This window comes from Pseudomonas sp. TCU-HL1 (assembly GCF_001708505.1).
In the GTDB taxonomy this organism is placed as follows: Bacteria; Pseudomonadota; Gammaproteobacteria; order Pseudomonadales; family Pseudomonadaceae; genus Metapseudomonas.
The window spans coordinates 5,350,560-5,373,759 of sequence record NZ_CP015992.1; the positions used below are offsets into that span (position 1 = coordinate 5,350,560).

Annotated in this window: 26 protein-coding genes; 15 read left to right on the plus strand and 11 right to left on the minus strand. The window is 62.1% G+C overall.

Going from position 1 to position 23,200, the window contains the following annotated elements:
- The first annotated feature begins 174 nt into the window (after positions 1-174).
- Genes THL1_RS24580 through THL1_RS24600 form a run of 5 tightly spaced genes read left to right on the plus strand, consistent with a single transcriptional unit; the run spans position 175 to position 5,217 of the window.
- Entirely contained in the window at positions 175-1,212 is a 1,038-nt protein-coding gene (locus THL1_RS24580; RefSeq protein ID WP_069085677.1) for a polyamine ABC transporter substrate-binding protein, read from the plus strand.
- A gap of 58 nt (positions 1,213-1,270) precedes the next feature.
- Positions 1,271-2,389, plus strand: coding sequence for an ABC transporter ATP-binding protein (locus tag THL1_RS24585; RefSeq protein WP_069085678.1), 1,119 nt, complete (start codon positions 1,271-1,273; stop codon positions 2,387-2,389).
- Positions 2,386-3,282, plus strand: coding sequence for an ABC transporter permease (locus THL1_RS24590; RefSeq protein ID WP_069085679.1), 897 nt, complete (start codon positions 2,386-2,388; stop codon positions 3,280-3,282). The genes THL1_RS24585 and THL1_RS24590 overlap by 4 nt, the downstream gene beginning before the upstream one ends.
- A complete protein-coding gene (locus THL1_RS24595; RefSeq protein ID WP_069085680.1) occupies positions 3,279-4,139 on the plus strand; it encodes an ABC transporter permease in 861 nt (286 codons plus the stop codon). Before THL1_RS24590 ends, THL1_RS24595 begins: the two co-directional genes overlap by 4 nt.
- Positions 4,132-5,217, plus strand: coding sequence for a P1 family peptidase (locus tag THL1_RS24600; protein WP_069085681.1), 1,086 nt, complete (start codon positions 4,132-4,134; stop codon positions 5,215-5,217). The genes THL1_RS24595 and THL1_RS24600 overlap by 8 nt, the downstream gene beginning before the upstream one ends.
- Positions 5,218-5,907: 690 nt before the next feature.
- Here THL1_RS24600 and THL1_RS29920 read toward each other — a convergent pair.
- Positions 5,908-6,123, minus strand: coding sequence for a hypothetical protein (locus THL1_RS29920; protein ID WP_145928380.1), 216 nt, complete (start codon positions 6,121-6,123; stop codon positions 5,908-5,910).
- Between the two features lie 185 nt (positions 6,124-6,308).
- Between THL1_RS29920 and THL1_RS24610 the strand changes: the two genes are divergently transcribed.
- The 3 genes from THL1_RS24610 (at position 6,309) to THL1_RS24620 (ending at position 7,226) form a co-directional block, all read left to right on the plus strand.
- Positions 6,309-6,605 carry a hypothetical protein gene (locus THL1_RS24610; protein WP_069085683.1) on the plus strand — a complete coding sequence of 99 codons (297 nt, stop codon included), beginning with the start codon at positions 6,309-6,311 and terminating at the stop codon, positions 6,603-6,605.
- 126 nt (positions 6,606-6,731) lie between these two features.
- Positions 6,732-6,947 carry a CsbD family protein gene (locus THL1_RS24615; protein WP_069085684.1) on the plus strand — a complete coding sequence of 72 codons (216 nt, stop codon included), beginning with the start codon at positions 6,732-6,734 and terminating at the stop codon, positions 6,945-6,947.
- A gap of 42 nt (positions 6,948-6,989) precedes the next feature.
- The gene (locus THL1_RS24620; RefSeq protein WP_069085685.1) at positions 6,990-7,226 is read left to right on the plus strand and encodes a hypothetical protein; all 237 of its coding nucleotides are present in this window, start codon (positions 6,990-6,992) and stop codon (positions 7,224-7,226) included.
- A 542-nt stretch (positions 7,227-7,768) separates the two neighbouring features.
- Here the strand turns inward: THL1_RS24620 and THL1_RS29925 are convergent.
- Positions 7,769-7,915 (minus strand): lmo0937 family membrane protein, encoded by a 147-nt coding sequence (locus tag THL1_RS29925; protein WP_145928381.1) that lies wholly within the window; start codon positions 7,913-7,915, stop codon positions 7,769-7,771.
- 281 nt (positions 7,916-8,196) lie between these two features.
- Positions 8,197-8,925, minus strand: coding sequence for a Crp/Fnr family transcriptional regulator (locus THL1_RS24625; protein ID WP_069085686.1), 729 nt, complete (start codon positions 8,923-8,925; stop codon positions 8,197-8,199).
- Positions 8,926-9,471: 546 nt separating this feature from the next.
- Here THL1_RS24625 and THL1_RS24630 point away from each other — a divergent pair.
- Positions 9,472-9,681 carry a hypothetical protein gene (locus tag THL1_RS24630; RefSeq protein WP_069085687.1) on the plus strand — a complete coding sequence of 70 codons (210 nt, stop codon included), beginning with the start codon at positions 9,472-9,474 and terminating at the stop codon, positions 9,679-9,681.
- A 53-nt stretch (positions 9,682-9,734) separates the two neighbouring features.
- Entirely contained in the window at positions 9,735-10,148 is a 414-nt protein-coding gene (locus THL1_RS24635; RefSeq protein WP_069085688.1) for a PRC-barrel domain-containing protein, read from the plus strand.
- Positions 10,149-10,174: 26 nt separating this feature from the next.
- Here the strand turns inward: THL1_RS24635 and THL1_RS29935 are convergent, their stop codons facing one another.
- On the minus strand, positions 10,175-10,321 hold the full coding sequence (locus THL1_RS29935; protein WP_145928382.1) for a lmo0937 family membrane protein: 147 nt from the start codon (positions 10,319-10,321) through the stop codon (positions 10,175-10,177).
- 223 nt (positions 10,322-10,544) lie between these two features.
- On the opposite strand from THL1_RS29935, the gene THL1_RS24640 reads away from it, so the two are divergent.
- The 3 genes from THL1_RS24640 (at position 10,545) to THL1_RS24650 (ending at position 12,163) form a co-directional block, all read left to right on the plus strand.
- Positions 10,545-11,309, plus strand: a complete 765-nt coding sequence (locus tag THL1_RS24640) for a Crp/Fnr family transcriptional regulator (protein WP_237234744.1) — start codon at positions 10,545-10,547, stop codon at positions 11,307-11,309.
- Between the two features lie 360 nt (positions 11,310-11,669).
- A complete protein-coding gene (locus THL1_RS24645; RefSeq protein ID WP_083246002.1) occupies positions 11,670-11,912 on the plus strand; it encodes a hypothetical protein in 243 nt (80 codons plus the stop codon).
- 41 nt (positions 11,913-11,953) lie between these two features.
- Complete coding sequence (locus THL1_RS24650; RefSeq protein WP_069085691.1) at positions 11,954-12,163, plus strand: hypothetical protein; 210 nt, start codon at positions 11,954-11,956, stop codon at positions 12,161-12,163.
- Positions 12,164-12,248: 85 nt separating this feature from the next.
- On the opposite strand, the gene THL1_RS24655 is transcribed toward THL1_RS24650, so the two are convergent.
- The 5 genes from THL1_RS24655 to THL1_RS24675 form a co-directional block, all read right to left on the minus strand.
- Positions 12,249-13,082 carry a BON domain-containing protein gene (locus THL1_RS24655; RefSeq protein ID WP_069085692.1) on the minus strand — a complete coding sequence of 278 codons (834 nt, stop codon included), beginning with the start codon at positions 13,080-13,082 and terminating at the stop codon, positions 12,249-12,251.
- A gap of 78 nt (positions 13,083-13,160) precedes the next feature.
- Positions 13,161-13,535, minus strand: coding sequence for a DUF3509 domain-containing protein (locus THL1_RS31480; protein WP_083246003.1), 375 nt, complete (start codon positions 13,533-13,535; stop codon positions 13,161-13,163).
- 98 nt (positions 13,536-13,633) lie between these two features.
- Positions 13,634-14,371 (minus strand): S1 family peptidase, encoded by a 738-nt coding sequence (locus THL1_RS24665; RefSeq protein WP_069085694.1) that lies wholly within the window; start codon positions 14,369-14,371, stop codon positions 13,634-13,636.
- Positions 14,372-14,765: 394 nt separating this feature from the next.
- Complete coding sequence (locus THL1_RS24670; protein WP_069085695.1) at positions 14,766-15,968, minus strand: type II toxin-antitoxin system HipA family toxin; 1,203 nt, start codon at positions 15,966-15,968, stop codon at positions 14,766-14,768.
- Positions 15,965-16,216 carry a helix-turn-helix domain-containing protein gene (locus tag THL1_RS24675; protein ID WP_069085696.1) on the minus strand — a complete coding sequence of 84 codons (252 nt, stop codon included), beginning with the start codon at positions 16,214-16,216 and terminating at the stop codon, positions 15,965-15,967. Before THL1_RS24675 ends, THL1_RS24670 begins: the two co-directional genes overlap by 4 nt.
- Before the next feature lie 181 nt (positions 16,217-16,397).
- On the opposite strand from THL1_RS24675, the gene THL1_RS24680 reads away from it, so the two are divergent.
- Positions 16,398-16,754 (plus strand): hypothetical protein, encoded by a 357-nt coding sequence (locus THL1_RS24680; protein ID WP_145928383.1) that lies wholly within the window; start codon positions 16,398-16,400, stop codon positions 16,752-16,754.
- Between the two features lie 372 nt (positions 16,755-17,126).
- Positions 17,127-21,785 (plus strand): beta strand repeat-containing protein, encoded by a 4,659-nt coding sequence (locus THL1_RS24685; protein ID WP_069085698.1) that lies wholly within the window; start codon positions 17,127-17,129, stop codon positions 21,783-21,785.
- Between the two features lie 97 nt (positions 21,786-21,882).
- On the opposite strand, the gene THL1_RS24690 is transcribed toward THL1_RS24685, so the two are convergent.
- Together THL1_RS24690 and THL1_RS24700 are read right to left on the minus strand one after the other, a co-directional pair.
- Entirely contained in the window at positions 21,883-22,599 is a 717-nt protein-coding gene (locus tag THL1_RS24690; RefSeq protein WP_069085699.1) for a response regulator transcription factor, read from the minus strand.
- 402 nt (positions 22,600-23,001) lie between these two features.
- Entirely contained in the window at positions 23,002-23,181 is a 180-nt protein-coding gene (locus tag THL1_RS24700) for a hypothetical protein (RefSeq protein WP_069085701.1), read from the minus strand.
- Between the last annotated feature and the right edge of the window lie 19 nt (positions 23,182-23,200).

Here is a 23,200-nt window from a genome sequence, read left to right on the forward strand (position 1 = left end):
ACTCTACCCTCAAGCCGCAACACAAAGAGACGCCGGGCTGCGGCTGGTGGGGTCAAGCAACGCCTCCCACAAGACGAGCGACCTCGCCGCTAGCCTGTCTCGACTTTCCTGCCGCAACAACAACTACAGCCATCGCGCTCCACGGGCGCGACCAGGTCAACGGAGAACAGGAACATGCCCACCCTGCGTCAGATCCCCTTGTACACCGCGTTCAGCGCGCTTCTCGCCGCCAGCGGCGCCCAGGCCGCCGAAGAACTTCACCTGTACAACTGGGGCGACTACATCAACCCCGAAGTACTGACCCGTTTCACCGCCGAGACCGGTATCAAGGTGACGCTCGACACCTACGGCAGCAACGAGGAAATGCTCGCCAAGCTGCAAGCCGGCGCCGCGGGTTATGACATCGTCTTCCCCTCGGTACACATGCACGACACCATGGCCGCCCTCGGCTTGCTGGAGAAGACCTCCATCAACCAGAGCCCGGCGTTCGCCAACATCGACCCGTCGTTCCTTCGTGCCAAGTCAGACCCCAAGGGCGAGTACTGCACGCCCTACGCCTGGGGCACCGTGGGCATTTTCTACAACAAGACCAAGGTTTCCAAACCCATCGAGAGCTGGAACGACTTTTTCGCTGAGGCCAAGGCCGGCAATAAAGTCATCATGCTCGACGACATGCGTGAGGCTCTGGGCATCGGCTTGATCAAGAACGGAAAGTCGGTCAACACCACCGACCCGGCGGACCTCAAGCAGGCCTCCGACTGGCTGCTGGAACGCAAGCCCCTGATCGCCGCCTTCACCTACGACAGCGTGCCGATAGTCCAGTCCGGCGACGCGGTTGCCGCCCACTATTTCGTCGGCGCGATGATGTTCGTGAACCAGGCCCCGGAGAACCTGGCCTACGTGATTCCCAAGGAAGGCGCGACCATGTACCAGGAAGACATGTGCGTGCTCAAGAGCGCACCGAACAAGGCCAACGCCAAGCGCTTCATGGAGTTCTTCCTGAAGCCGGAGATCGCCGTCCTCAACGCCCAGCAACAGATGAACGGCACCCCGAACCTGGAAGCGCGCAAGTTGCTTCCGGACGAGCTGCGCAACAACCCGCAGATCAACCCGCCTGCCGACGTCATGGCCAAGCTGCAGATCTTCGAGGATCTCGGCAAGGGCCTGAAGCAGTACGACCGCGCCTGGACCCGGGTGCGCACCGCGAACTGACCCCGACCTTCAACGTTACAAGTCCCGGCCGCCCGCTGCGACCGGGCTGGAGTTGTCCATGAGCGTTTTCACCCGCACTGCGCCGGTCGTCGAAATCCGTGGCGCAGTGAAGCACTATCGCGCCCCGGAAGGGCACCTGGTACGCGCCCTCGATGGCCTCGACCTGGCCGTCGGCGCCAACGAGTTCGTCACCCTGCTGGGGCCCTCGGGCTGCGGCAAGACCACCCTGCTGCGCGTCATCAGCGGCTTCGAGCAACTGGACGGCGGCGAACTGCTGATCCAGGGCCGGCCGATGAATGACGCACCTGCGCATCGCCGCCCCGTGCATACGGTGTTCCAGAGCTACGCGCTGTTCCCGCACATGAGCGTCGGCGACAACGTCGGCTATGCGCTGGAGGTACGCGGCGTAGGCAAGGCCGAGCGCCGCCAGCGGATTGGCGAGGCACTGGAGCTGGTCGGTCTGGCCGGCCTCGAACGCCGTCGCCCGGCGCAGCTCTCCGGCGGCCAGCAACAGCGCGTGGCGCTGGCCCGCGCACTGGTGGACCGGCCGGCGTTGCTGCTGCTCGATGAGCCGCTCTCCGCGCTCGACCGCCAGCTGCGCCAGAACATGCAGCGGGAACTGAAGAAGCTGCAGCACGAACTGGGCATCGCCTTCGTCTTCGTCACCCACGACCAGGAAGAGGCACTGACCATGTCCGACCGCATCGTCGTACTCAACGGCGGGCATATCCAGCAAGTCGGCTCACCGGCGGATATCTACGACCGCCCCGCCAATGCCTTCGTCGCCGGCTTCATCGGCGAGAGCAACCTGTTCGACGCCCAGGTGCAAGCCTGCAGCGGCGGGGTTGCCGAGTTGCGTGACCGCCAGGGCGACCGCCTGTGGGTGCGCGATGCCAGCCTGCGGGCCGGCCAGGCGCTGCAGGTGCTGCTGCGACCGGAACAGTTCCACCTCGACAGCCCCGGAGCCGACGGCGTTGCACTGGAGGGGCAGGTGGAGCAGACCCTGTTCATCGGCAAGGACTTCGAGGTCAGCCTGCGCACAGCCCATGGCCGCCAGGTCAAGGCGGTGATCCGTGACGCCGGCCGCGAGGCGCTGCACCGCCTGCATCCGGGCAGCCCCCTGAAGCTGTGGTACGCGCAGGGCACCGCCCACCTCATCCGCGAGGCAGGGCAATGAACGGCCTGGCGGCGCGCCGGCGCCTGCAACTGGTCGGCCTGCTGACCCCGGCCACGGCGGTGATCGGGCTGTTCTTCCTCGCCCCGCTGGCCATCATGGCGGTGTACAGCCTGCTCGAGCCGGGGCTGTACGGCGGTGTGGAGTGGACGCTGTATCCGGATAACTTCGGCCGTGTGCTGGGCTGGGCCGATGGCACAAATGAGGAGTTCGACCCGGTCTACCTGGCGATCATCCTGCGCTCGTTCAAGCTGGCCGGCCTGACCGTGCTGATGACCCTGGCCGTGTGCTATCCGGCCGCCTTCTGGGTCGCGCGGCAACCGGAACGGATGCGCAACTTCTGCCTGTTCCTGATCACCCTGCCGTTCTTCACCAGCCTGATCGTGCGCCTCTACGCCTGGGTGCTGATCCTGCGGCCAAGCGGCTTCATCAACACCGCGCTGCTGGCGCTGGGCATACACAACCCGGTGGACCTGATCTACACCGAAACGGCGGTGCTGATCGGCATGACCTACATCTTCATCCCGTTCATGTTCATGCCGGTCTACGCCAGCGTGGAGAAACTCGACCGAAGACTGCTGGAGGCCTCCGCCGACCTCGGCGCCAGTCGCTGGCAGAGCTTCTGGAAGGTGATCTTCCCGATGACCCTGCCGGGCATCGCGGCCGGCTCGATCATTGTGTTCATCCCGAGCCTCGGCAACTTCATCGTGCCCTCGCTGCTGGGCGGAGCGCGGGTGCTGATGATCGGCAGCCTGGTCGAACAGCAGTTCCTGGCCGCACGCAACTGGCCCTTCGGCGCCGCCCTGGCGATGCTGCTGATGGTCGTGGTGCTGGTATGCCTGGTTCTCCAAGTCCTTGCCCAGGGACGTAACGCCGACAAGGAGGGTGCCCGATGAACGCACTGCTCGCCGGCCTCGGCCGCCGCCTACTGGGCGGCTACAGCCTGGCCTTCTTCGTCTTTCTCTACCTGCCAATCGCGCTGATCGTGGTCTACTCGTTCAACGCCAACCCGATCAACATGATGATCTGGAGCGGCGCGTCACTGGATTGGTACCGCTCGCTGTTCGGCCTGTCCAACAGCCTCGGCTCGAGCACGCTGTACGTCGAGTCCACCGACCAGTTGCTCAGCGCCCTGCGCACCAGCCTGGCGGTGGCCCTGACCACCACCCTCCTCTCCACCGTGGCCGGCACGCTCACCGCGCTGGCGCTGGCGCGCTACCGCTTCCGCCTGGCGCGCTTCTACCGGGTACTGCTGTTCATGCCGATGCTGATGCCGGACATCGTCCTCGGCATCGCCCTGCTGATCTTCTTCATCGGCGCCGGCGTACCGCTGGGCAAGACCTCGATCATCATCGGCCACTGCACCTTCCTGATCAGCTACGTGTTCCTCGTGGTCAGCGCACGCCTGGCCGGCATGGATACCCGTCTGGAGGAAGCTTCGGCGGACCTCGGTGCCTCACCCTGGAAAACCTTCCGCCGCATCACGCTGCCGCAGATCCTGCCCGGCGTCATCGGCGGAGCCCTGCTGGCGTTCATCATCTCGATGGACGACCTGGTGATCACCTACTTCATCGCCGGCGTCGACTCGACCACGCTGCCGGTCTACATCTACGGCATGATCCGCCGCGGCATCAAACCCGAGATCAATGCCATCGCCACCCTGCTGCTGCTCGCCTCGCTGATCATCGCCGCACTCGGCCTGTATCTGCGCAGCCGCCAGCCAGCCACCGCAAAGGAAAGCACCCATGGCTAAACTCCGCGCCCGCGAACTCGGTCTGCCCATGCCCGGCACCACCGGCCCGAACAATGCCATCACCGATGTACCCGGCGTTCTGGTCGGCTACCGCACCCTCGACCATGTGGCCGACAACGGCAAACGCGTGAAGACTGGCGTCACCGCCATCCTGCCGCGCGGCACGGCGCCCGAACCGCAGCCGGTGTGGGCCGGTTTTCACGCGCTCAACGGCAACGGTGAAATGACCGGCACCCACTGGATCGAGCACGGCGGCTACTTCGTCGGCCCGCTGTGCATCACCAACTCGCACAGCGTCGGCATCGTCCACCATGCGGCGACCCGCTGGACCATCCGCCAGTACGCCGACGCCTGGCAGGCCGAGCACCTCTGGGCCATGCCGGTGGTGGCCGAGACCTACGACGGCGTGATCAACGACATCAACGGCCAGCACGTGACCGAGGCCGATGCCCTGGCGGCAATCGACACGGCGCATGCGGGCCCCATCGCCGAGGGCAATGTCGGCGGCGGCAACGGCATGATCTGCTACGGCTTCAAGGGTGGCACCGGTACCGCTTCACGCCGCCTGTTGATCGACGGCCAGCTCTACACCCTGGGCGCCCTGGTGCAGGCCAACCACGGGCAGCGCGCCTGGTTCAAGGTGCTCGGTATGCCGGTCGGCGAGCGCTGGGGCGAGGACGCCCCGAACGGCCTGGACCGCGAGCGCGGTTCGATCATCGTGATACTCGCCACGGACGCGCCGCTGCTGCCCCATCAGCTCAAGCGCATGGCCCAACGCGCCGGGCTCGGCATCGCGCTGGGCGGCACACCCGGTGGCAACAATTCAGGTGACATCTTCCTCGCCTTCAGCGTGGCCAATCCGCGTCCCTTGCCACAGCTGTCGCCGACCCGGCAGCAGCTCGACTACCTCAACGACGAATGCTTCGACGACCTCTACCTGGCCGCCGTGCAAGCCACCGAGGAAGCGGTGCTCAATGCCATGCTGGCGGCCGAGGACGCGCCGATGCAGAAGCCCCAGGGCATGTGCCGGGCCCTCGATGGCGAGCGGCTGATGGCGCTGTTCAAGCCTGGGGCGTGACGGGAGGCCGGCCACCCCTCGCGGCCGGCCTCGCCCTCAGGGAATATTCAGCTGGCGGCGCAGCGGCGCCAGTCGCGAATCGTCCGGCGCCGCGTCGCCAGTAGGTAATGGCAGCCTCGCGCTGGCCGGCAGTGCCATGCAGGTAGATCCGCGCATAGAGCAGATCGGCATCCTTCGGCGCTCGCTCCAGCCCAGCTTCCAGCGCAGTCCGGGCGGCGTCCCGTAGCTGCAACTGGAGCAGCAGCAACCCCTGGTTGTAGCGGATACCTGGCCATTTGCAGCCTCGACCAGCTGAACATGACAGTCGGGAATTGCGCTGAGACCGCAGGCTGGTGTGCCCCGTAACGACCGACCGCGGTTCGCGCGTTCAAACGCCCTTAACCGCAAGATTGCCCCCCCTGAGGATAGGGACGCAAACTCGCATCGCCGCTTATGCTGGCGGCGCTTTCGGGCATGCAGGCTCGCGGTCTGGAACTGCCTCGGCGTCCTCCTCCGGAGCGGGGAACGAATAGAGTTCCGACCGGGAAAAGGCCGGCAAACGCTGTGACCTTTTGTGGGGGACTGGTGGGTCGCGGGGCGTGCGGGGGGTAGCCGGCTTATCGCAACAACTTGAGACTTCCATGGGGTTCTCGATAACGCCCGACAGGTTGCGGGCTGGTTCGCTAAGCATGTCCGGGCGCATGACAGTCGTCAGTGCGCTACAGCACTGATGCTCTGCAGCGCGCCAGGCCCAGGGCGTGAACCCTGGTGCGGCGCCAGTTCGTCATTTTGCGGTACGCGTGCCGCTTCGTTCGCCTCCTCGGCACGCTGCAGCAGCAACTGGCCGGACGTCTTTACGAGTGGCAACTTCCTCGAATGGGGCTTGCGAAGTTTGCGCGGCAGATTGGGATCAATGTAGGTATGCATGGCGACCTCGGGGCTGATGGCGCTGCAGTGTGCAGTCTCTCCTTTCGAGCATTGCAGGTCGGGCGGGCCATCTCGGTGCGCCACCCCACAGACGGCGACTAAGTGCTCCAGCGCACCGACTGCGAGCGGCAAGCCTGACACCCTCCTTGAAGCACGCCACTCCGCGTGCCGTGCAAGGAACCGACATGACAGACGAAGCCAATAGCCATACGACCGACACCGTCGGTCCCCTTGCGCAGAAGCCGGACTGCCCCACCACTCGCCTGCAGCGAACACACGCCCTGTATCACTTCCTCGACAAGGTCGACGTCATCATCAAGAAACGATGCGCGCTGCTGGAGCGACAAACCAAGGACAAGGGCATCAGCGATAAGCTTCAGCGCCAAGAGTTGCAGGAGCCCACGCCCTACAACCAGTCCATCACCCCGCGCGGCGATGACGAACTCACCGACCTTGGCCCTGCCGAGGTTCCCAAGCGCTGATCCGCTGGGGGCCCTGCAGCCTAAGCGCGGTGGCGCACCGACCGATTGCTTCCCACCTGACCATGATGTCGTTGATGAGCGCTCGCCAATCCGCGCGTAACGCCATCTGATGACTGAGGCCAGACAATGAGCAGGGTTCTTGCAGACATTATCAAGAGCAAATGGAGAGAGCTGGTGGGTACCGCCAGGATCCTCTGGGACGAGTTGACCGTGGCCGAACTGATCAACTCTGAAGGGGACGCGCAAAAGCTGGCGAACCTAATCCAGGAACGCTACGAGATGACCCATGAAGAGGCTGAAAAACAAGTGATCAGCTTTTTCGAGAGAAGCCGCACCCTGTAGCTGCACGCGCAGCCGGGGCCAGAGCCAGCAGGGGAACAGCCCATGATCACTGCATACTTCGTCGTTTCGAAAAGCTCCGGCAACATCATCCGGATCACCCGGCGCGAGAGCCCCCCGGACGATACGCCCTCCGTATTCAATGTCCCCATGTCGACCGCCAACCAGATGCGCTACGACAGCCTGTACGCCAATGGCGAGGACCTGATCAGCCTGCAACGCGTCACCCGGCTGGCCAAGGCCGACAACGCAGAGCCCCAGCATTCGTGCCGGATAGACTGAATCGCGAATTCCATCCTCCCGGCGCCGCCTGTATCCACCCGACCGGCTTGCCTATGTGCGATGTCAGACAGACGCTCCTGGCCGGCACGTCGAGACTCGACAAGGCAACTCTGCACAGCAACTGGCCGGGGAAACCCACGATGAATCTGCTCTGGCTCAAGCGCGACCGGCTGGCGAATCGGGTCCTGCTGGACGATGGCCGGGCTCACCTGGTCGAAGTCCACTGTCCACCCTGTGGGCCAGCGCAACCGCGAACCGGGTCCAAGGACAGGATGGCGAAGCTGCCGAGGCGCGGAGACGGCACCGTCTGAGCGCACAGAATCCTGACCATTGCGGGCCATGCCGCCGGCGCCAGAGAAAGAAGGGGGATGTGAGGGGAAGTGCGCGACAACCCTGCGGCCTGGGGCAGGATGGATAGCGCGTCACCGATGCCGCTATCTGGATGGAGTCCTGGCTGCCAGGAGGGATAGCCCCGGTAAACCCCGGCAGCCGAACTGCACACGCTCACTGGCAAGAGGCTTGCTGGGCCTCCTGCTCCACGCTTACGAACGACGTCCCTGAATGAACTGGAGCAGGAACAGCATGATCGCTACCACCAGGAGGATATGGATAAACCCGCCCATGGAGTAGGACGTGATCAGTCCCAGCCCCCACAGAACCAACAGCACGACCACCAGTGCCTGGAGCATTTCTGTTCTCCTTTTGCAGCGCGAAGCAACTGCCTGCTCACAGGTTGCATCCGGAGTGAAAAACCCGTCTGTATGGCAGTGCACTCAAGGAAAAATACTCGCGGCCCAACCAGCGCGCTGTGCATAGGTCAGCGAACAGCCTGTAGCCCGGATGAAATCCGGGGGCTCGCCGGCCATTTCCCGGATGGCATCCGGGCTACCCTGGCCTGACGCCTCTGCGCGAGACATCACGCGACGCGCTGTGGATGCTTCACCCTGACAGGCGAAGCCGGTAACTCATGTCACGCGTACCCGGCGGGCGATGCCCAGGGCAGCAGGCGGTCGGTCTCTTTCTTCACCACGGCATAGCACTCGCAGCTCAGCGCCTCGAGCTTGGCACGGTCAAGCACCGTGATGTGCCCGCGGCTGTACTCGATCACGCCAAGCTTCTGCAACTTGCCGGCGGCGTCCGTCACCCCTTCGCGGCGCACACCAAGCATGTTGGCGATCAACTCCTGGGTCATCGTCAGGTGATTGCTCGGCAAGCGATCCAGCGACAGCAACAACCAGCGACACAGCTGCTGGTCGATCGAATGGTGCCGGTTGCAGACCGCCGTTTGCGCCATCTGGGTAATCAGGGCCTGCGTATAGCGCAGCATCAGCTGTAGCAGATCGCCATGGCGATTGATTTCGGACTTCAATCGCTGTCCCTGCAACCGATAAGCGTGGCCAGCGCTCTGCACGATGGCACGGCTTGGCGTACTTTCCCCGCCCATGAACACCGCCAGACCAATCATCCCCTCATTGCCGACCACCGAGATTTCCGCCGAGGCTCCGTTCTCCATCACATAAAGGAGGGAAACGATCGAGTCGGTGGGGAAGTACACATGGCGCAGGGTAGCCCCCGACTCGTACAGAACCTTGCCAAGGGGTAACGACACCAGGTCGAGTTGCGGAATCAGGCGTTGCTGGACCTCTTCTGGCAAGGCGGCAAGCAGGTGACTCTGCAAGGGTGATGGCGTATCCGGCATAGGGGGCACCATTGAACCGAGTACCTGGAAAAGGCCTTGTCTTTGTAACAATAGGCCAACGGGACAGCACTGGCTGCACCATCGGACGCAGGGTGCGCGATGGGCAGTTTTCTTGCTTTGAGCAAGCAGCCTGGACCGCCCTGGCCTCTACTCTTCCCAATCCGCCGGAGGCTGTTTCCAGGTGTAAGCGAAGGTCCGTCGAGCGAACACACTTCACACCTCGGACGTTCTGCGTGAACTCGATCGCCAGGTGACGCTCAGCAGCACTGTCGACCGGCGTCGGTTTCGAGGCGCCGACCGGGTGTTCACAGCACCTGGGCGTTATTGGCCATTTCATCACCGCCTCCAAACCAGGCACCCCGCTCTACAGCGGGACACTGGAAGCAAATGATGGCCACTGGCCCTGGCAGCGTCAGTGCCATAGCGCTCATAGAACGCCTCCAACCAAGGAAGTGCCAGAGGGTGCGATGGCGTACATACCGGTACGTGCAGACAGCACAGAATAGGACAAAGGCAGAGCAGCACCGGCTGCAGGAGGCACAGAAAATGAACAGGACGTACGACTCGACCCTGTTCCAGCGCATCGATGCGCGGTGCCAACCGCTGCTGCGCTACCTGCACAAGCTCACGGGCATCCGCTACGCGGCAGTCTCCGAGGCGGGCGGGATCTATGAACTCAGCCCCATCCATGGCGAGCGCAAGCATGCCAGCCAGGAACAGCTAGCCAATGCCGAAGTTTGGCAAAAGCTGGTTTGAGCAACGGGAATCCGACTGAGGGCAAGCCAACTTTTCTGCCATTGGAGGTACCCATGAACCATCAGAAAAAAAACGCCGGCAACGAAGACCATGAAGCCGGCCCCGCCACTCGAACAGGGCCTGGACCTGAACTGATGGGCACGGACACGCTCATCGGCAACGATGTCTACAACCTCGCGGGAGATGACCTCGGGGAAATCAAGGAAATCATGCTGGATATGCGCAGCGGCCGAGTCATCTATGCGGTGCTGTCCTTCAAGTCTTTCCTTGGCCTGGGTGAAAAACTCTTCGCCGTGCCCTGGAGGGCGTTGACGCTGGACACCGAGCACAAGCGTTTCACGCTCGACGTCGACAGGTATCGGCTCAAGGACGCGCCTGGATTCGACAAGAGCCATTGGCCTGATATGGCTGACCAGCGCTGGCAAATGCAGATCAGCCGTTTCTACGGAAATACGGGTTGGGAGTGAACGGCATGGGCACGGATGCCTGTGGTTCACTCGCGCCGTCCCAGCCTGGACCGGAACATGACCAGCGCGATCGACAGAAACAGAAGGATATGGATGAGTCCCCCCATGTAGAAGGATGTGAGCAATCCCAGCGCCCACAGAGCCAACAATCCGATCACGACAATTTCGAACATTTCCGTCTCCTGCTGCGGCATGGCAATGACCTGCCTCCTTGCAGGTTGCATCCGAGCTGAAGGGACGGTCTGTACGGTAACGCACTCAAGACAGGCAGCTCATCACCCCAGATGGCCGGACGGACCACTTCCCTGTAGCGCTCGACCCGGCAGCGCCCTCGACTGCAATCAATCCGGCTTGCGTGCACTAACGAACAGACCGCCACCACCACTGAGAGCAAGAGTGCAGCATGAGAAAACTCAGCAGCCTTCTTACACCGCCCAGAACCTGCGCGTGCCGCAGGGAAAAAGGGAGGCGACCACAGTGGCCAACCATCTTCTAAATGGCATCCCGAGCAGAGAGCGCAACAGGGTTCTCAATCATTGCGAATCGGTAGATCTGGTCTTTGGCAGCATTCTTTGTGATACAGACCAGCCATACAGCCATGCCTACTTCCCGCTTACCGGCTTCATCTCCCTGGTGACACATCTGGATGCACATCGGCCGCTGGAAATGGGCCTGATCGGCAGCGAAGGCATGCTGGGCGTAACGCTCATACTGGGGGTTCGCAAGGCGCCAATCCGAGCGGTGGTGCAAGGCGCCGGAAACGCCCTGCGCATCACCTCCGCCCACCTTCTGCGCGAATTGCACGAGTGCCCCGAACTGCAGCGCAGCTTGAATCGCTACCTCTACGTATTGATGGCGCAACTGTCGCAAGCGGCCGCCTGCATCCATTTTCATGAGATCCAGCCACGGCTGGCGCGCTGGCTGCTGATGACCCACGACCGGGCGCAGGCCGATCATTTCCACCTCACCCATGAGTTTCTTGCTGACATGCTCGGTGTGCGTCGGAGTGGCATCACCGTAGCCGCGGGGGAGTTGCAGCAAAAACACCTCATCCGCTACACCCGCGGTGAGATCACCATTCTCGATCGCGCCGGGCTCGAAGCAGTTGCCTGCGAATGCTACGGCGCAGTGACGGACTGCTACAGCAAACTGCTTGGCTGAATAGCCCTCCAGCCTCTCGCAGCGTGGCTGCGGCTAAGCGGCCCAGTGAAACAACAGGGCCAGAAGATGAGACCAATGTGGACTACCCACTACTCCGGGCTCGATCAAGCGAAAGACTCGAGGCCCGCAAGCGGAACACACCACCACATCAATGGAGTCACCTCATGCTTACCAAATCGAACGGCCTCAGATCGAACTGCCAGATGATCCGGCGATAGCTACGCATACCGCATCGTCATCACACTGAGTCGACTGACAGGCCGTAACCCTTGGTCCGGTTTACCAATAAAGGCAAGCAATTGCCGGTCAGTGGGTAGATAGTGGATTTCTAACCAGGTTCACAGTCAGGCCGAGGCCACCATGAAACGAGACTTCCCCGAGCACGTTGCATGGAGCCAAGCCCAGATGAATGGTGACCATGCGCTGGCATTCGTTGCCTTCAAGTCGCGCAGCAAAAATACCGAAGTGCGCTTTCACCTGGTCTATGACGGAACCACCTTTGCCCGCCTCTCGGAAGCGATCACCGCAGCTGAGCGTGCGCTGAACAAGGTCCTGGGCTTCGATGCTCGAGGCACGCCGCTATTCAGTTCACCAGAGTGCTGAACAGCAACAGCGTCCAAGATGAGTGCCACCCTGAGGTTCCCATGGCCGCCCCTGACGCGCTCCCGCTCCTGATCCATCGTATACACATGAATCAGATCATGCTGGCTGCCGTCCTTGCAGAACTGGCGATCTGGATCGACCAATGCGGCTCCCCGGACACTTCGGAGCTGATCTGCCGCCGCCTGGAAACCTTAGAGGCCAACGCCGATTTCATCAGCGAGGCTATTGTGGACCTCATGGCTGACTCATAGCTGCCGAGGCCACGTTTCCACAGCCCGCTCACGCGGGCTTTTTTATAGGTGGGTTGAATGCCACGGCCCGCGTGACGCCGTCGAATCAGTAACGAAGCTCAGTGGAGTGGACGCTCTTCACACCTCGCACGTTCTGCGCCAGTTCAATGGCCAGGTCACGTTCCAGCCCACTGGCAACGAGTCCGCTCAGGGTGACGATGCCGCCGTTGGTGCTCACTGAAATATCGGAGCCGCTGACGTTGCTCGAGTACATCAGGGTGGACTTCACCTTGGTCGTGATCCAACTGTCGGCAACATCATCCTGCGCATCCTTCACCGCGACCTTGGCATCATCGGCAGGCTCCGGTTTCAGTGCATCGACCACGAGCTGGTTGTCCACCGCCAACACACCCACGGTATTCAGGGCCATGCGACCGGCAATATCCTTGTCCGCCTGGCTATCGGCGTTGCCGGTCAGCATCACCGTGCCAGAGTGGGTAACAACGCGCATGACCTTGCCTCCGGGCAGTTTGCTTCCCTCCAGCTTCGACTTGATCGCAGCGGTAGTCATCGCTTCGTCGATCATGGCCCCATAGCTGCGCTCAAAACCCGGTTTCGGCTTTGGCGGGACGTAGTCGGACGTGACCACGATCTGGTTGTCCACCACGTCGACGCCGCTGACAGCCCGTGCGATATCTCCGGCCAGATCCTTGTGGGCCTCATCCGCGACCTTGCCAATCAGGATGGCCTTGCCATTCCTTACCGACACATTGAGGTTGTTGGCCCGCAGATGGGGATTCAGTGCATAGGTCGTCCATATCTGGGTTTCCTGGCGAGTATCGGTGTAGCTCTGCGGCTCTGCCGCGACGGCACCGCTCATGGCTCCCAATGCCATGGCGATGCTGGCCGCGAGGATCAGCTTGCGGGGTTGTACGTGCATCGGGTTTCACCACTGAGGAGAGGGAATGAATTGGGCTTCGCCGTGCACGGATGCGGGTTCAGCCATCAGAAGGCGCTGTCACGGCGCCGAACCCGTCCAGGTCCGGTGCGTGGGTTGCCGCAAGGGCTCATCGTGGTAGGTGGGCAGTTCAAGACTTAGCCAGCGAACGTCTGGCGAACCGTCGTTCAGTTTGAGGTCCCGCGCAACCTGTCTGATTACTTTGGCGGCTATCACCGGGCTGGACAGAGCCTGGGCATCGATGACCTTGCATGAAGGACCGGCTCCCGGTCGCATGAGCGTCATCAGTACCCGGCCATCGGGGCGTGATGCCAGCGACACCTCGTACCCCGGGAAAGCGCCCGCTAAAAGCGATGACGTGAGATTCATCTGCCCCTCCCTTGCGCCCGACAAGGGCAGCCGTGGTAATCCACCAAAAGACCAGATTGAGCGCATTCAAGGGCCACGTCTGTGCGGCAACGAACGGAGCAATCAGGACACCTCAGAACGAGCGGTCTGTGCGGCTGCGCACTGAAGAAGCCGGCGCGCCCTCCTCAGCCCGCGCTCAGGGTCATGAGGATGTCGGCATACCAGGTGCAATTGAGTCCCAGCGCTTCGTCCTGCACGAGGTCGCGGCTGCCAAGATCGAGGCGGGCCGAGTGAACGCCGAGCAACATCCAGGGCAGGTCTCCAAGGCTCCTGCACTCGCCCGGTGCCCGCATCACCACCGGCGCGCCGCTTGTGCCGCGGTGGGTGCGCGCGTCGGTGAGGAAGTAGCCCTGCCCCTGGAAACGCAAGCCGAATGAGGACGCGACAATGGCATGCCGTACCACTGGCATGTGATGCAGGCTATCGTGGAACCCCAGGGGAAACCCCACCACCAACAGCGCCGTACCCACCTCGATCAAGTTGCTGGGCGCCTGCAGGTGCTCCGGTGTGAATGCGTGGTACACCATCGCGCTCGGCAATGCCGAACGCTCGAGTTCGATCAGCGCCACATCGACGCCACCTGCCGTATCCCGTCCCTGGCGCCACAGGCTCTTGCCGTCGCGGTACAGCGGCACGGAAAAGCCGCAGGAGCGCGCCATATCGTGCCGATCGGTATGCAGCTCGATTTCCAGGCGATCAGGGAAATGCCGGCTGGGCGTATCCACCACCACATGCCGGCTGGTGACCAGGAACAGGCGCTCATCCCGCGCGAAGAAGAAGCCGCTGGCATTGGTCAGCAGGCGTGCCCCGGCAAAGGTGCAGATGCGCACGGTGCTGAGGAGCAGTGGTTCAATGACCGGCATTGCGTAAGCTCCATCCGCTCGCGTCCCAGGGGGCGCGGTTCATTGGAAAACAGGTGCGCTCCGGGGAGCATCCGCCTAGTCGAACCGTTTGACCACGCCTTTCTCCCCTGCCCTCCGCCACTGCCCGGATGTGCGCCATGACTGACTACCGCACGCCCACCACCTTCCGCCGCTTTCGCCTGCCCCTGCGCGCCCTGTTGATCGACGACCGCGCCTGATGCACTGGCAAGGACACGAGCTGAACCTGATGGAGTGGCAGGGCGCGCTCTGGATTCGCTACGACGACATGCCGCGCATCCAGGGGCAGATGCCAGAAAGGAAAGCCCTGCTCTGAAGTGGCGGAGTTGCAGAGGCCAGGAGCCTGGGGGCCCTTTCATGGTTGGCGCCTCAGGCTTCAGCCATAGGTCTGAATGAATGGCCTGGCACTTTGCCGGATCGCCTCTTCCACATGGGGCGCTTGCTCGCAGAGATCGTGGGACCGAGCCAGTACGGTCTCAAATGCTGTCAGCAACCGCTGAATGCGTGCTTTCGGCTGCTCGACTTCGCAGGTTTTCGCGAATTCGAGCAGCCCTTGGCGGGAGGCGAACAGTGACTTGTTGCCTGTCAGATCCAGTGCAAGGACATCTTCGGGTATGTAAGCGGTGGTATTGACGATGTCATAGGCCGGAGCCAGCCGGGCATCACGCTGCGCGGGGTCCGAATAGAGCAGGCCAAAGTTCTTCAGATGGGCATCGCCATTGCCGACGATGCAGCTCAGCGCAACGCTGTCGAAGAGCTGGCCGAGTGAGTCACGGACATGCTCTGCCGGGCAGAACAGCCTTACTGCCTTGGCGATCGCGGCGTAGCTCTTGCTGTATTTCTGCTCGGATGCAAGCCCCATCAAGGCGGCCATGTCCTCGAAGCCAATCGGATTCAGATGCTCGTCCCGGTCAAAGCGGCGCATGATGAACAGCCTGGCGTTGTCCGACAGATAGAACTCCGGCACCGGCATTCCCGCCTCCCTGGCGATGGACATGCAAAGAAACTCGTTGATGGCCAGGCCCGGAAACTCGTCCCGACCGCTCTTGATGATCAGGTCCGAAGTCTTGGAGGTGAACTTCTGCGGCGCTTCCTCCCGTCGCTCGGGTACCAGCACCTTGGGCTGGATGCCTGAGATCCCCGCACGCAGGATGTAGCGATCAACGAGTTCGACGAAGAGGTCCTCGGCGCCATCCCAGGAAAGAATCTCCTCGAGCCTCTCCCCCGGAGCCTGCGGCTGGTCGCCAAGCAGCGTATCCACAGCCTCCGAGCGTACGAACACCCGACCGATCGGCGAACTGCTGCCAGAGAGCGCCAGTAACAGCAGAGGGTCCACCGTGGCGATCTTCGCCAAGCGATTGCGCAGTTGCTCCAGCACATAGCCTTCAGGAAGGTTCATCTGGAAGATCGGATGAAGCTCCCTGCGCCGATACTCTTCTGCGCGTACAGGCATCAGCAGACTGACCGCGACGTTGGAGACAGCGTCATCCGGGTAGCGAAAGAGGTAGTCCTCACCACTGCGCAGGATGCGACCGCTATCCCCCTCCGGCGTCCGGACCTTGAGCGTGGCCATCTTCATTCGAACAGGCCCTGAACGTCGTCCAGGGTCGGCATGGCCGCTACAACCATGGCGAGCTCACAGTCGAGTGCGCCGATTGCCCGCGCGTATGCCCCCATGTTCACGGCACTGCTGCCTTTTTCCACGGCCACTATCTTCTGCCGCGTCAGCCCGGCAATACGCCCAAGCTCCGCCTGGGTGAAACCGCGACTCAGGCGTTTTTCACGAATCTGCTGCCCCAGCCGCTGGATGATGAGCTGATGGTCCATGTCACGCCTTCGATACATAAAACAATAAATGAATCGTATACGTGACACTTAAATCCGTCAAAGGGGCCGTTTAACCCGACGCTATCCTGCGGCCAAGGATTCCAAACAAACGGCTATACCAAATGGGACCGGGCGATCTACCGTTACCCATTGAAGTCCCTGGCAAATGACAAGGGGAGTTATGGCTTGGCAACAATGCCCCGTCTGTCACGGTCGACGCTCCATCCTCAAGGACGGTCGCTCGGTGGAGTGCCGCTACTGCCGTGGTTTGGGGAAAGTGTACGACTGCCCTCCGAAGCCATTCGCCGGCGGGCTTTTGCTGGCGACACTCCTGCATATATCAGCGGCCCTGGCCGCTGGATACTTCGCGGCGACCTACAACAAGCACTGGGAGCCGACGCACAACCTGATACTCGGCGCCATGGTGGCCGTTGCCGTCTATTGGGTGCTGATGCTCAAGGGGGTTCGGGAGTTGGTACTTTGGGGAATGGCTCTGGCAATTCTCTATCACCTGTACCAAGCCTGGCTTCAGCACTGAATCACGGGCCGCTACGACTTCGATAGATGGGCAAGGCGCGCAAGCAGGATGTGTAGGGTGCGCCGCGCGCACCAGCGATGACTGTCCCCTTCTGACGCCGAACCGGTGCGCATGGCGCACCCTACGTTGGGTCGTTGCACCGCCATATTGCCAACCTTGAGCAGTGCGCCATGCGCTCATTCCCGAACGAAATGGGTAGCGCGCCCCTTCGCTTCCACTCGTCGCCTCCCCAGCCCCAATAGTCCGAAACTCCTACGTCGCCTGGGAGTAGCGGGCGATGTGCACCTCCCGTCACGTCCTCATAGTTGGGGCCTGCAACACAGCAAGGTCCACGGTCAGGCCTCGGTGACCGTAACTGCTCGGGAGGAAATCATGGCTATCACTATCACAGGAACACTGATCGTCGACGAGACATTGGGTACGCAGGACAACGACGTTTTAGCGGGTCTGGGAGCCCTCATCACCGGCGTATCTGCATTCGACACGCTTCTGAATGCCGTGGTGGTGCAGGATCTCACCGGGGTCAACGTCACTGTAGCCGTAAGCAACGGCAGCTCTGCCGACCTTGATGGCAGTTCCATGCTCAGCGGTTTCGGGGCCGATGTCACCGATCTGGCCTTCACCAATTCCTCGGGTGGTCCGCTGCTTGGGGAAGAGGCACAGTCTGCGCCTGGCGTCCCCCTGCTGACCGTCGACGGCACGAAAATTTTCCTCTACAGCTATACGGGCGCCGACCTGGGCATTGATGAGAACAACGTCGTTTTCGGCCGCAAAGGCGTTTGGAATGGCAGTGAGTATGTGGCGGACCCGTCGGGCGACGTCGTCTTCGCCGCGTACCTGCAACCCACGGACGCTTCCGGTGCCGTCCAGGCCTCCGATCTGAACGCCGTGGGTTCCAAGGTCTGGCTGGTGCAGTACGAGGAAATCAAGCACCCGATCACCACCAACCCCGACGACGCCTTGAGCCTGTTCAACCTCCATGTCACGGTCAGCAATCGCAGCGACTTCTCGCTGCAAGGCGCGCCTTCAGGCCAGAACCTGTTCCTGATGTACGGCGACGGAACCCCCAGCGCGACCGACACGGTGATCATTGTCACCGGCAAGAACCCGATCAACCAGTCCAGCGATCCCTCTGCCATCACCAGTGGCGACACCGTCAACACCGGCCAGGGCGGCGGCCCCACCACCCTGGGCACCAACAGCCAGCAAATCGTGGAAGGCACCGGCTTGTACTTCACCTTCGCGACGGGGGCCAACCCCAACTTCACGGTTCCAAACCTGGACCAGAACGAGGCGGACGTGGAGGCCAACATCGCCTTCACCGAGCTCTACGGCACCAATGGGGCCAGTTTTTCCGTTGTCCAATCGGCATCGGGCGATAAATCCACACTGGAGATCAGCGCCTACACAACGCCTTTCAATCCAGGTACTGCTTTCATCGACAACCTGCACAACAACACGCTGGTTGAGGTCACCAAGGTCACCATCACCACCCCGCCCAGCGGCAACGGCAAGAAGGCGGTTCCGGGTGAGACCCTGGTGTTTGACAAGGGCAGTATTGGAACGACCCCCACCACGCTGAGCGGCATCACGGTCACCTTCTCCGGAAAAACCGTGGAGATCAAAGGCCTGGAAGCCAACGACCTGATCGCCTACAACACCAACGGCCTACACAACCGGGTGCTGATCGACAACATCGGCTCGACCGACACCAACTTCGACGCCCCCTTCGACATTGGCGGCTTCGCCCTGGTCAACTCCAATGTCACACCGAATCAGTTCTCGGCGCTGACGTTCCACGACGACGGACCGAGCGCGGACGTCGCGGACGGCGGCGGGGCGGTGACGATCGACGAGACGGCCGGCAATCAGGATAACGACAGCGACGCGGCGGCGGTTCTGGCGCTGTTCGACACGGAAGTGACGAACAAGGGCACGGACTTGAGTCCGGCGGAGTTCGCGATCAGCACCACACCCCTGGCCACCACGGCGCTCAGCAGCTTTGGCCAGGATCAGGAGGGTGCGACGAAAGTGCTGTCGCTGGCGATTGAGGGCGGCGACGGCACCGACTCTCTGCTCGACACCACCGACGGCAAGAACATCAAGCTGTTCAAGGAAGGCAATCTGATTGTCGGCCGCTATGACGTGGCCAATGGCACGGTCACGGGAGACGATCCGGCGGCGTTCGCGATTGCGCTGCTGCAGGACGGCAACGTGGCGGTGGCGCAGTATGTCTCGCTCACGCACCCCATCGCCGGCAACTCGGCGGCGGCCCACGACGACCGGATAAATCTGGCCGGCCTGGTCAACGCGGTGGTGACGGTGACCGACGGCGACGGCGACAGCAGCACCGACAGCTTCGGCATCGGCGACGACATCAACTTCGACGACGACGGACCGAGCGCAGACGTCGCGGACGGCGGCGGGGCGGTGACGATCGACGAGACGGCCGGCAATCAGGATAACGACAGCGACGCGGCGGCGGTTCTGGCGCTGTTCGACACGGAAGTGACGAACAAGGGCACGGACTTGAGTCCGGCGGAGTTCGCGATCAGCACCACCCCCCTGGCCACCACGGCGCTCAGCAGCTTTGGTCAGGATCAGGAGGGTGCGACGAAAGTGCTGTCGCTGGCGATTGAGGGCGGCGACGGCACCGACTCTCTGCTCGACACCACCGACGGCAAGAACATCAAGCTGTTCAAGGAAGGCAATCTGATTGTCGGCCGCTATGACGTGGCCAATGGCACGGTCACGGGAGACGATCCGGCGGCGTTCGCGATTGCGCTGCTGCAGGACGGCAACGTGGCGGTGGCGCAGTATGTCTCGCTCACGCACCCCATCGCCGGCAGCTCGGCGGCGGCCCACGACGACCGGGTCAATCTGGCCGGCCTGGTCAACGCGGTGGTGACGGTGACCGACGGCGACGGCGACAGCAGCACCGACAGCTTCGGCATCGGCGACGACATCAACTTCGACGACGACGGACCGACGGTGTCAGCCAACAACACGGTGCTGCTCGACGACGACGTACTCACGGGCGGCAACCCGGGCGGCACGGGCGACGATGCAGACTCGGCTAACGTGAGCGGCACTCTGGGTCACGCCTTTGGGCAGGACGGCGCAGGCACGGTAGCCTATCTGACCAGCGGAGCGCCCACAGGCTTCACCTATGTGGCCGATGGCACCAGTCTGTTGGTCAAGCAGGGCACGACCACGGTGCTGACGCTGACGATGGTCGCGGCATCGGGCGCCTACACGGTGGTGCAAAACAACCCGATCCTCCATGCGGCGGGCCTGACCGAGAACAACCAGGTGTTCACCATTAACTACCGGGTGACCGATGGTGATGGCGACACGGCCGATGGCACGCTCTCCATCAACGTCGATGACGACACGCCGGTCGTGACGGCCAAGTCGAATCTGGTGTACGCGAACACCAGCAACGAGCCACCTGCGACGGACGTTGGTGGAGCGGGCGTCTTTGCATACGCCATCGGCGCGGACAAGCACACCGGTATCTATTCCGCGTTGAACTCTGACTTCTTGTCCGTGAGCCTGACCGGCGTCACGGTGGGCGCGAACGCCATCACCAACAAGGTGGTGAGTTGGGCCTCGGAGACTGATAGCCAGGCGGAGTTCAACGTAGGCTTCACCTACGTGTCCAACCCCGTACAGCAAACGACCACCAATGCAACCGGCACGCTGACCTTCAACAAGGTGGCCGGCACCTATACCTTGAAACTGGATCAGGAGATTGAGAGCTTCAGCATCCTGAATACCTCGACTCCTGGAAACCCCCTTCAGGGCTATGCGCTCAACTCAGCCACGCCCGTTGGATCGAATCCGCCGGTCTCGGTGATGACGCTTGCCAGCAACTTCTTTGTGCAGTTCGAGGGATTCGGCGTGATTAATGGGACGCCCCAAACCTTCGCTTACGACACCGTCGCAGGCTTGTTCTCGAATGATCGGCGGTATGTCACGGTCTCATCGGCTTCGATTGGCGCTGCCAGCGACACGCTCCAATCGGACGAGGTGATTGATCTGGACTTTTTCACCGAAAATCCAAAGGGGTTTGCAACGTCGGCAGACCCCGACAACCCGGTCAACCCCAGGGCCACGAGCAAGGCGATCTTTATCGAGTTCACACAGGCCGGCCCTGGCGCCGGCAAAGACATGCTGGTGGTATTGAAGCTGGTTGATGACATTACCGGGGCAACAATCAATCGGACCTTCATTGTTGGAAACTCAACCGGTAATGACGACGTGTTCAACGCCAATCTGCCCGCCTACGGATTCGTGGCCAAGGCACAAAACGGCATCGTGGTCTTCGAGAGCAATGACTACAACTTTGACCTCGGCGGCGGAGTTTTTGAAAACCACTCGATCCAGGGCGCGCAAGTGGTGACATCGACCCAAGGTGTAAGCGGAACCGGGTACCAGCTCAATGGGGCCATCGACGATCCCGCGACACCGGGGGGTGAGGGCGCAACAACCAATGCCCAGATAGCTTTCGGCGGCGACACGACGGAGGGCAATAACGAGCCCATCAAGATCGTCAACATCGGCTTCGTGGCCTCGACAACACCGGACGCCCACCTGACCTTCGATGTGGTGCTGGCGGATGCCGACGGTGACGCGACGGCCACGCAGACCCTGGACGTGACGATTGTTGGCGGCGACGACGTGACGGCCTCAGCGAATGCGGACACGTTCGTGATCGGCGACGCCGACGTCGACGGGCTGCTCTCCATGATCATGACTGTCATCGATGGAGGATTTGCCAGCGGCATTGACAGGTTCGACTTCACGGCGGCGGGTTCCGGAACGAACTACACCGAAGTGCTGGCACCGGTCACCAACCTGGCGGCGTTCACAGCCGCCGCCGATGCCGCGCTGAACGGCACGACGCAGTACTACTTCGGCGTGGTTGGAGGTAATGGCTACCTGGCCCAGGACATCGATGGGGCGGGTATCACCAACATCATCCAATTGGTTGGCGTCAACAACATGGCCAGTACGGACATTGTCTGAACATCGCTCCACGTCAACGGCCGGGCTCCCTCACGGGGGCCCGGCCGTATTCATTGGGGCGGGGGTTTCGTGAACCCGCGCAGGCCAGGATGGCCAATCAATCCATTTCCACCCAGGTGGACTCGGGCGGATCTTCGTTACCGGTGAGCCCGTGCTTCAGCGCATACATCAACAAGTCGACGCGATTGATGAGGTTGAGCTTGTGATAAATGCTGCTGAGGTGGTTGTGCACCGTGTGCTCGCTGATACCCAGGCGCGCGGCGATGCTCATGTACTTGGCGGACGGGTCCCCCACTATGGCGCGAATCAGCTCCCTCTCGCGCGACGTCAGTTGCGCGTGCTTCGCGTGGTACGGATCGGTATTCAGGTGGACATGCCCGCTCGCGGCACAGCCTGAAAGCCCGCCAGCCCAGGCCCTGTCCAGTCCAACGTCACGGTGGTGGACGTTAATGATGGCTCGGACGATCGACTCCGTCGGGTCTTCCGCCAGCACGACGCCACGGGCGCCTGCGTCTATCGCCCGACCGACGGGGACGGCCTCGTACAGGCCCTTGAGCAGCAGCACCTTCATTTCCGCGCTACGGGTGAGAAGCGAGATCACTTCCAGCGGGTCCAGTGCATCGGGAAAGAAGCTGAAGACAATGACATTGGGGCGCAACTGATCGGCAAGATCCAGCGCATGGGCATAGGTGGTGGCCTGCCCGCTTACTTCCATCCGTGGTTTCCTGCCATTGATCAAGTCGTGGAGGCCCATCAGGACGAGGGGACGACAATCGATCAGCATCACGCGTATCGGTTTCGTGCGGGATGGCATCTACATTTTTCGCCCCCCTGACAGATGAACTAGTCGTGCGGGTCGCGCGAGTGGACAGCCTTGTTTGTTTACGGGGAAGCAGCGCGGATTGCCAGCAACATCGGACGTCATGCGCAGTTACCGGGATAAATGGCTAGCCGCGCAGGTCGTCGCTGAACTTGTAGCTGAGGCTGAACAGCCCGGATGGCGCAGCGACGCCATCGGCCTGTCTACCCATGACGCGGTGAGCGCCAGCAGGTTGGTCTGGTCTGCGATGCTGCTGGCGATTGCCGGCGCCACTGGAATGGGGCGGCGCCCTCCTGCCTGGAACGGCAGGTAAGAGGAAAATGGGTGACGTCCATGTCGCTTGATTCCATTCTGCCACTAGCCCATCAGGCCGCGCCACAACCAAAAAAATCTCGTTCATCCACGATGGGAATGCCGGAAGGTTTCGGCATCGTCCAGGGTGGGATCGAACAACGGGTCCTCCGGGTCGCGCTCCAGAATCAGATCGACGTAATCGGGGTCGATCAGCCAGCGCGGGATGTCCCGTTGCCCAGTTTTGTCATTGCCAGAAATGCCGCTTCTTCGCTCACTACTCATTGCTGCACCTCTTCAGACC

Coding starts and splice junctions, on each gene's coding strand:
- THL1_RS24580 (WP_069085677.1), top strand. CDS start 175: ATGCCCACCCTGCGTCAGATCCCCTTGTACACCGCGTTCAGCGCGCTT.
- THL1_RS24585 (WP_069085678.1), top strand. CDS start 1,271: ATGAGCGTTTTCACCCGCACTGCGCCGGTCGTCGAAATCCGTGGCGCA.
- THL1_RS24590 (WP_069085679.1), top strand. CDS start 2,386: ATGAACGGCCTGGCGGCGCGCCGGCGCCTGCAACTGGTCGGCCTGCTG.
- THL1_RS24595 (WP_069085680.1), top strand. CDS start 3,279: ATGAACGCACTGCTCGCCGGCCTCGGCCGCCGCCTACTGGGCGGCTAC.
- THL1_RS24600 (WP_069085681.1), top strand. CDS start 4,132: ATGGCTAAACTCCGCGCCCGCGAACTCGGTCTGCCCATGCCCGGCACC.
- THL1_RS29920 (WP_145928380.1), bottom strand. CDS start 6,123: ATGCATACCTACATTGATCCCAATCTGCCGCGCAAACTTCGCAAGCCC.
- THL1_RS24610 (WP_069085683.1), top strand. CDS start 6,309: ATGACAGACGAAGCCAATAGCCATACGACCGACACCGTCGGTCCCCTT.
- THL1_RS24615 (WP_069085684.1), top strand. CDS start 6,732: ATGAGCAGGGTTCTTGCAGACATTATCAAGAGCAAATGGAGAGAGCTG.
- THL1_RS24620 (WP_069085685.1), top strand. CDS start 6,990: ATGATCACTGCATACTTCGTCGTTTCGAAAAGCTCCGGCAACATCATC.
- THL1_RS29925 (WP_145928381.1), bottom strand. CDS start 7,915: ATGCTCCAGGCACTGGTGGTCGTGCTGTTGGTTCTGTGGGGGCTGGGA.
- THL1_RS24625 (WP_069085686.1), bottom strand. CDS start 8,925: ATGCCGGATACGCCATCACCCTTGCAGAGTCACCTGCTTGCCGCCTTG.
- THL1_RS24630 (WP_069085687.1), top strand. CDS start 9,472: ATGAACAGGACGTACGACTCGACCCTGTTCCAGCGCATCGATGCGCGG.
- THL1_RS24635 (WP_069085688.1), top strand. CDS start 9,735: ATGAACCATCAGAAAAAAAACGCCGGCAACGAAGACCATGAAGCCGGC.
- THL1_RS29935 (WP_145928382.1), bottom strand. CDS start 10,321: ATGTTCGAAATTGTCGTGATCGGATTGTTGGCTCTGTGGGCGCTGGGA.
- THL1_RS24645 (WP_083246002.1), top strand. CDS start 11,670: ATGAAACGAGACTTCCCCGAGCACGTTGCATGGAGCCAAGCCCAGATG.
- THL1_RS24650 (WP_069085691.1), top strand. CDS start 11,954: ATGGCCGCCCCTGACGCGCTCCCGCTCCTGATCCATCGTATACACATG.
- THL1_RS24655 (WP_069085692.1), bottom strand. CDS start 13,082: ATGCACGTACAACCCCGCAAGCTGATCCTCGCGGCCAGCATCGCCATG.
- THL1_RS31480 (WP_083246003.1), bottom strand. CDS start 13,535: ATGCGCTCAATCTGGTCTTTTGGTGGATTACCACGGCTGCCCTTGTCG.
- THL1_RS24665 (WP_069085694.1), bottom strand. CDS start 14,371: ATGCCGGTCATTGAACCACTGCTCCTCAGCACCGTGCGCATCTGCACC.
- THL1_RS24670 (WP_069085695.1), bottom strand. CDS start 15,968: ATGAAGATGGCCACGCTCAAGGTCCGGACGCCGGAGGGGGATAGCGGT.
- THL1_RS24675 (WP_069085696.1), bottom strand. CDS start 16,216: ATGGACCATCAGCTCATCATCCAGCGGCTGGGGCAGCAGATTCGTGAA.
- THL1_RS24680 (WP_145928383.1), top strand. CDS start 16,398: ATGGCTTGGCAACAATGCCCCGTCTGTCACGGTCGACGCTCCATCCTC.
- THL1_RS24685 (WP_069085698.1), top strand. CDS start 17,127: ATGGCTATCACTATCACAGGAACACTGATCGTCGACGAGACATTGGGT.
- THL1_RS24690 (WP_069085699.1), bottom strand. CDS start 22,599: ATGCCATCCCGCACGAAACCGATACGCGTGATGCTGATCGATTGTCGT.
- THL1_RS24700 (WP_069085701.1), bottom strand. CDS start 23,181: ATGAGTAGTGAGCGAAGAAGCGGCATTTCTGGCAATGACAAAACTGGG.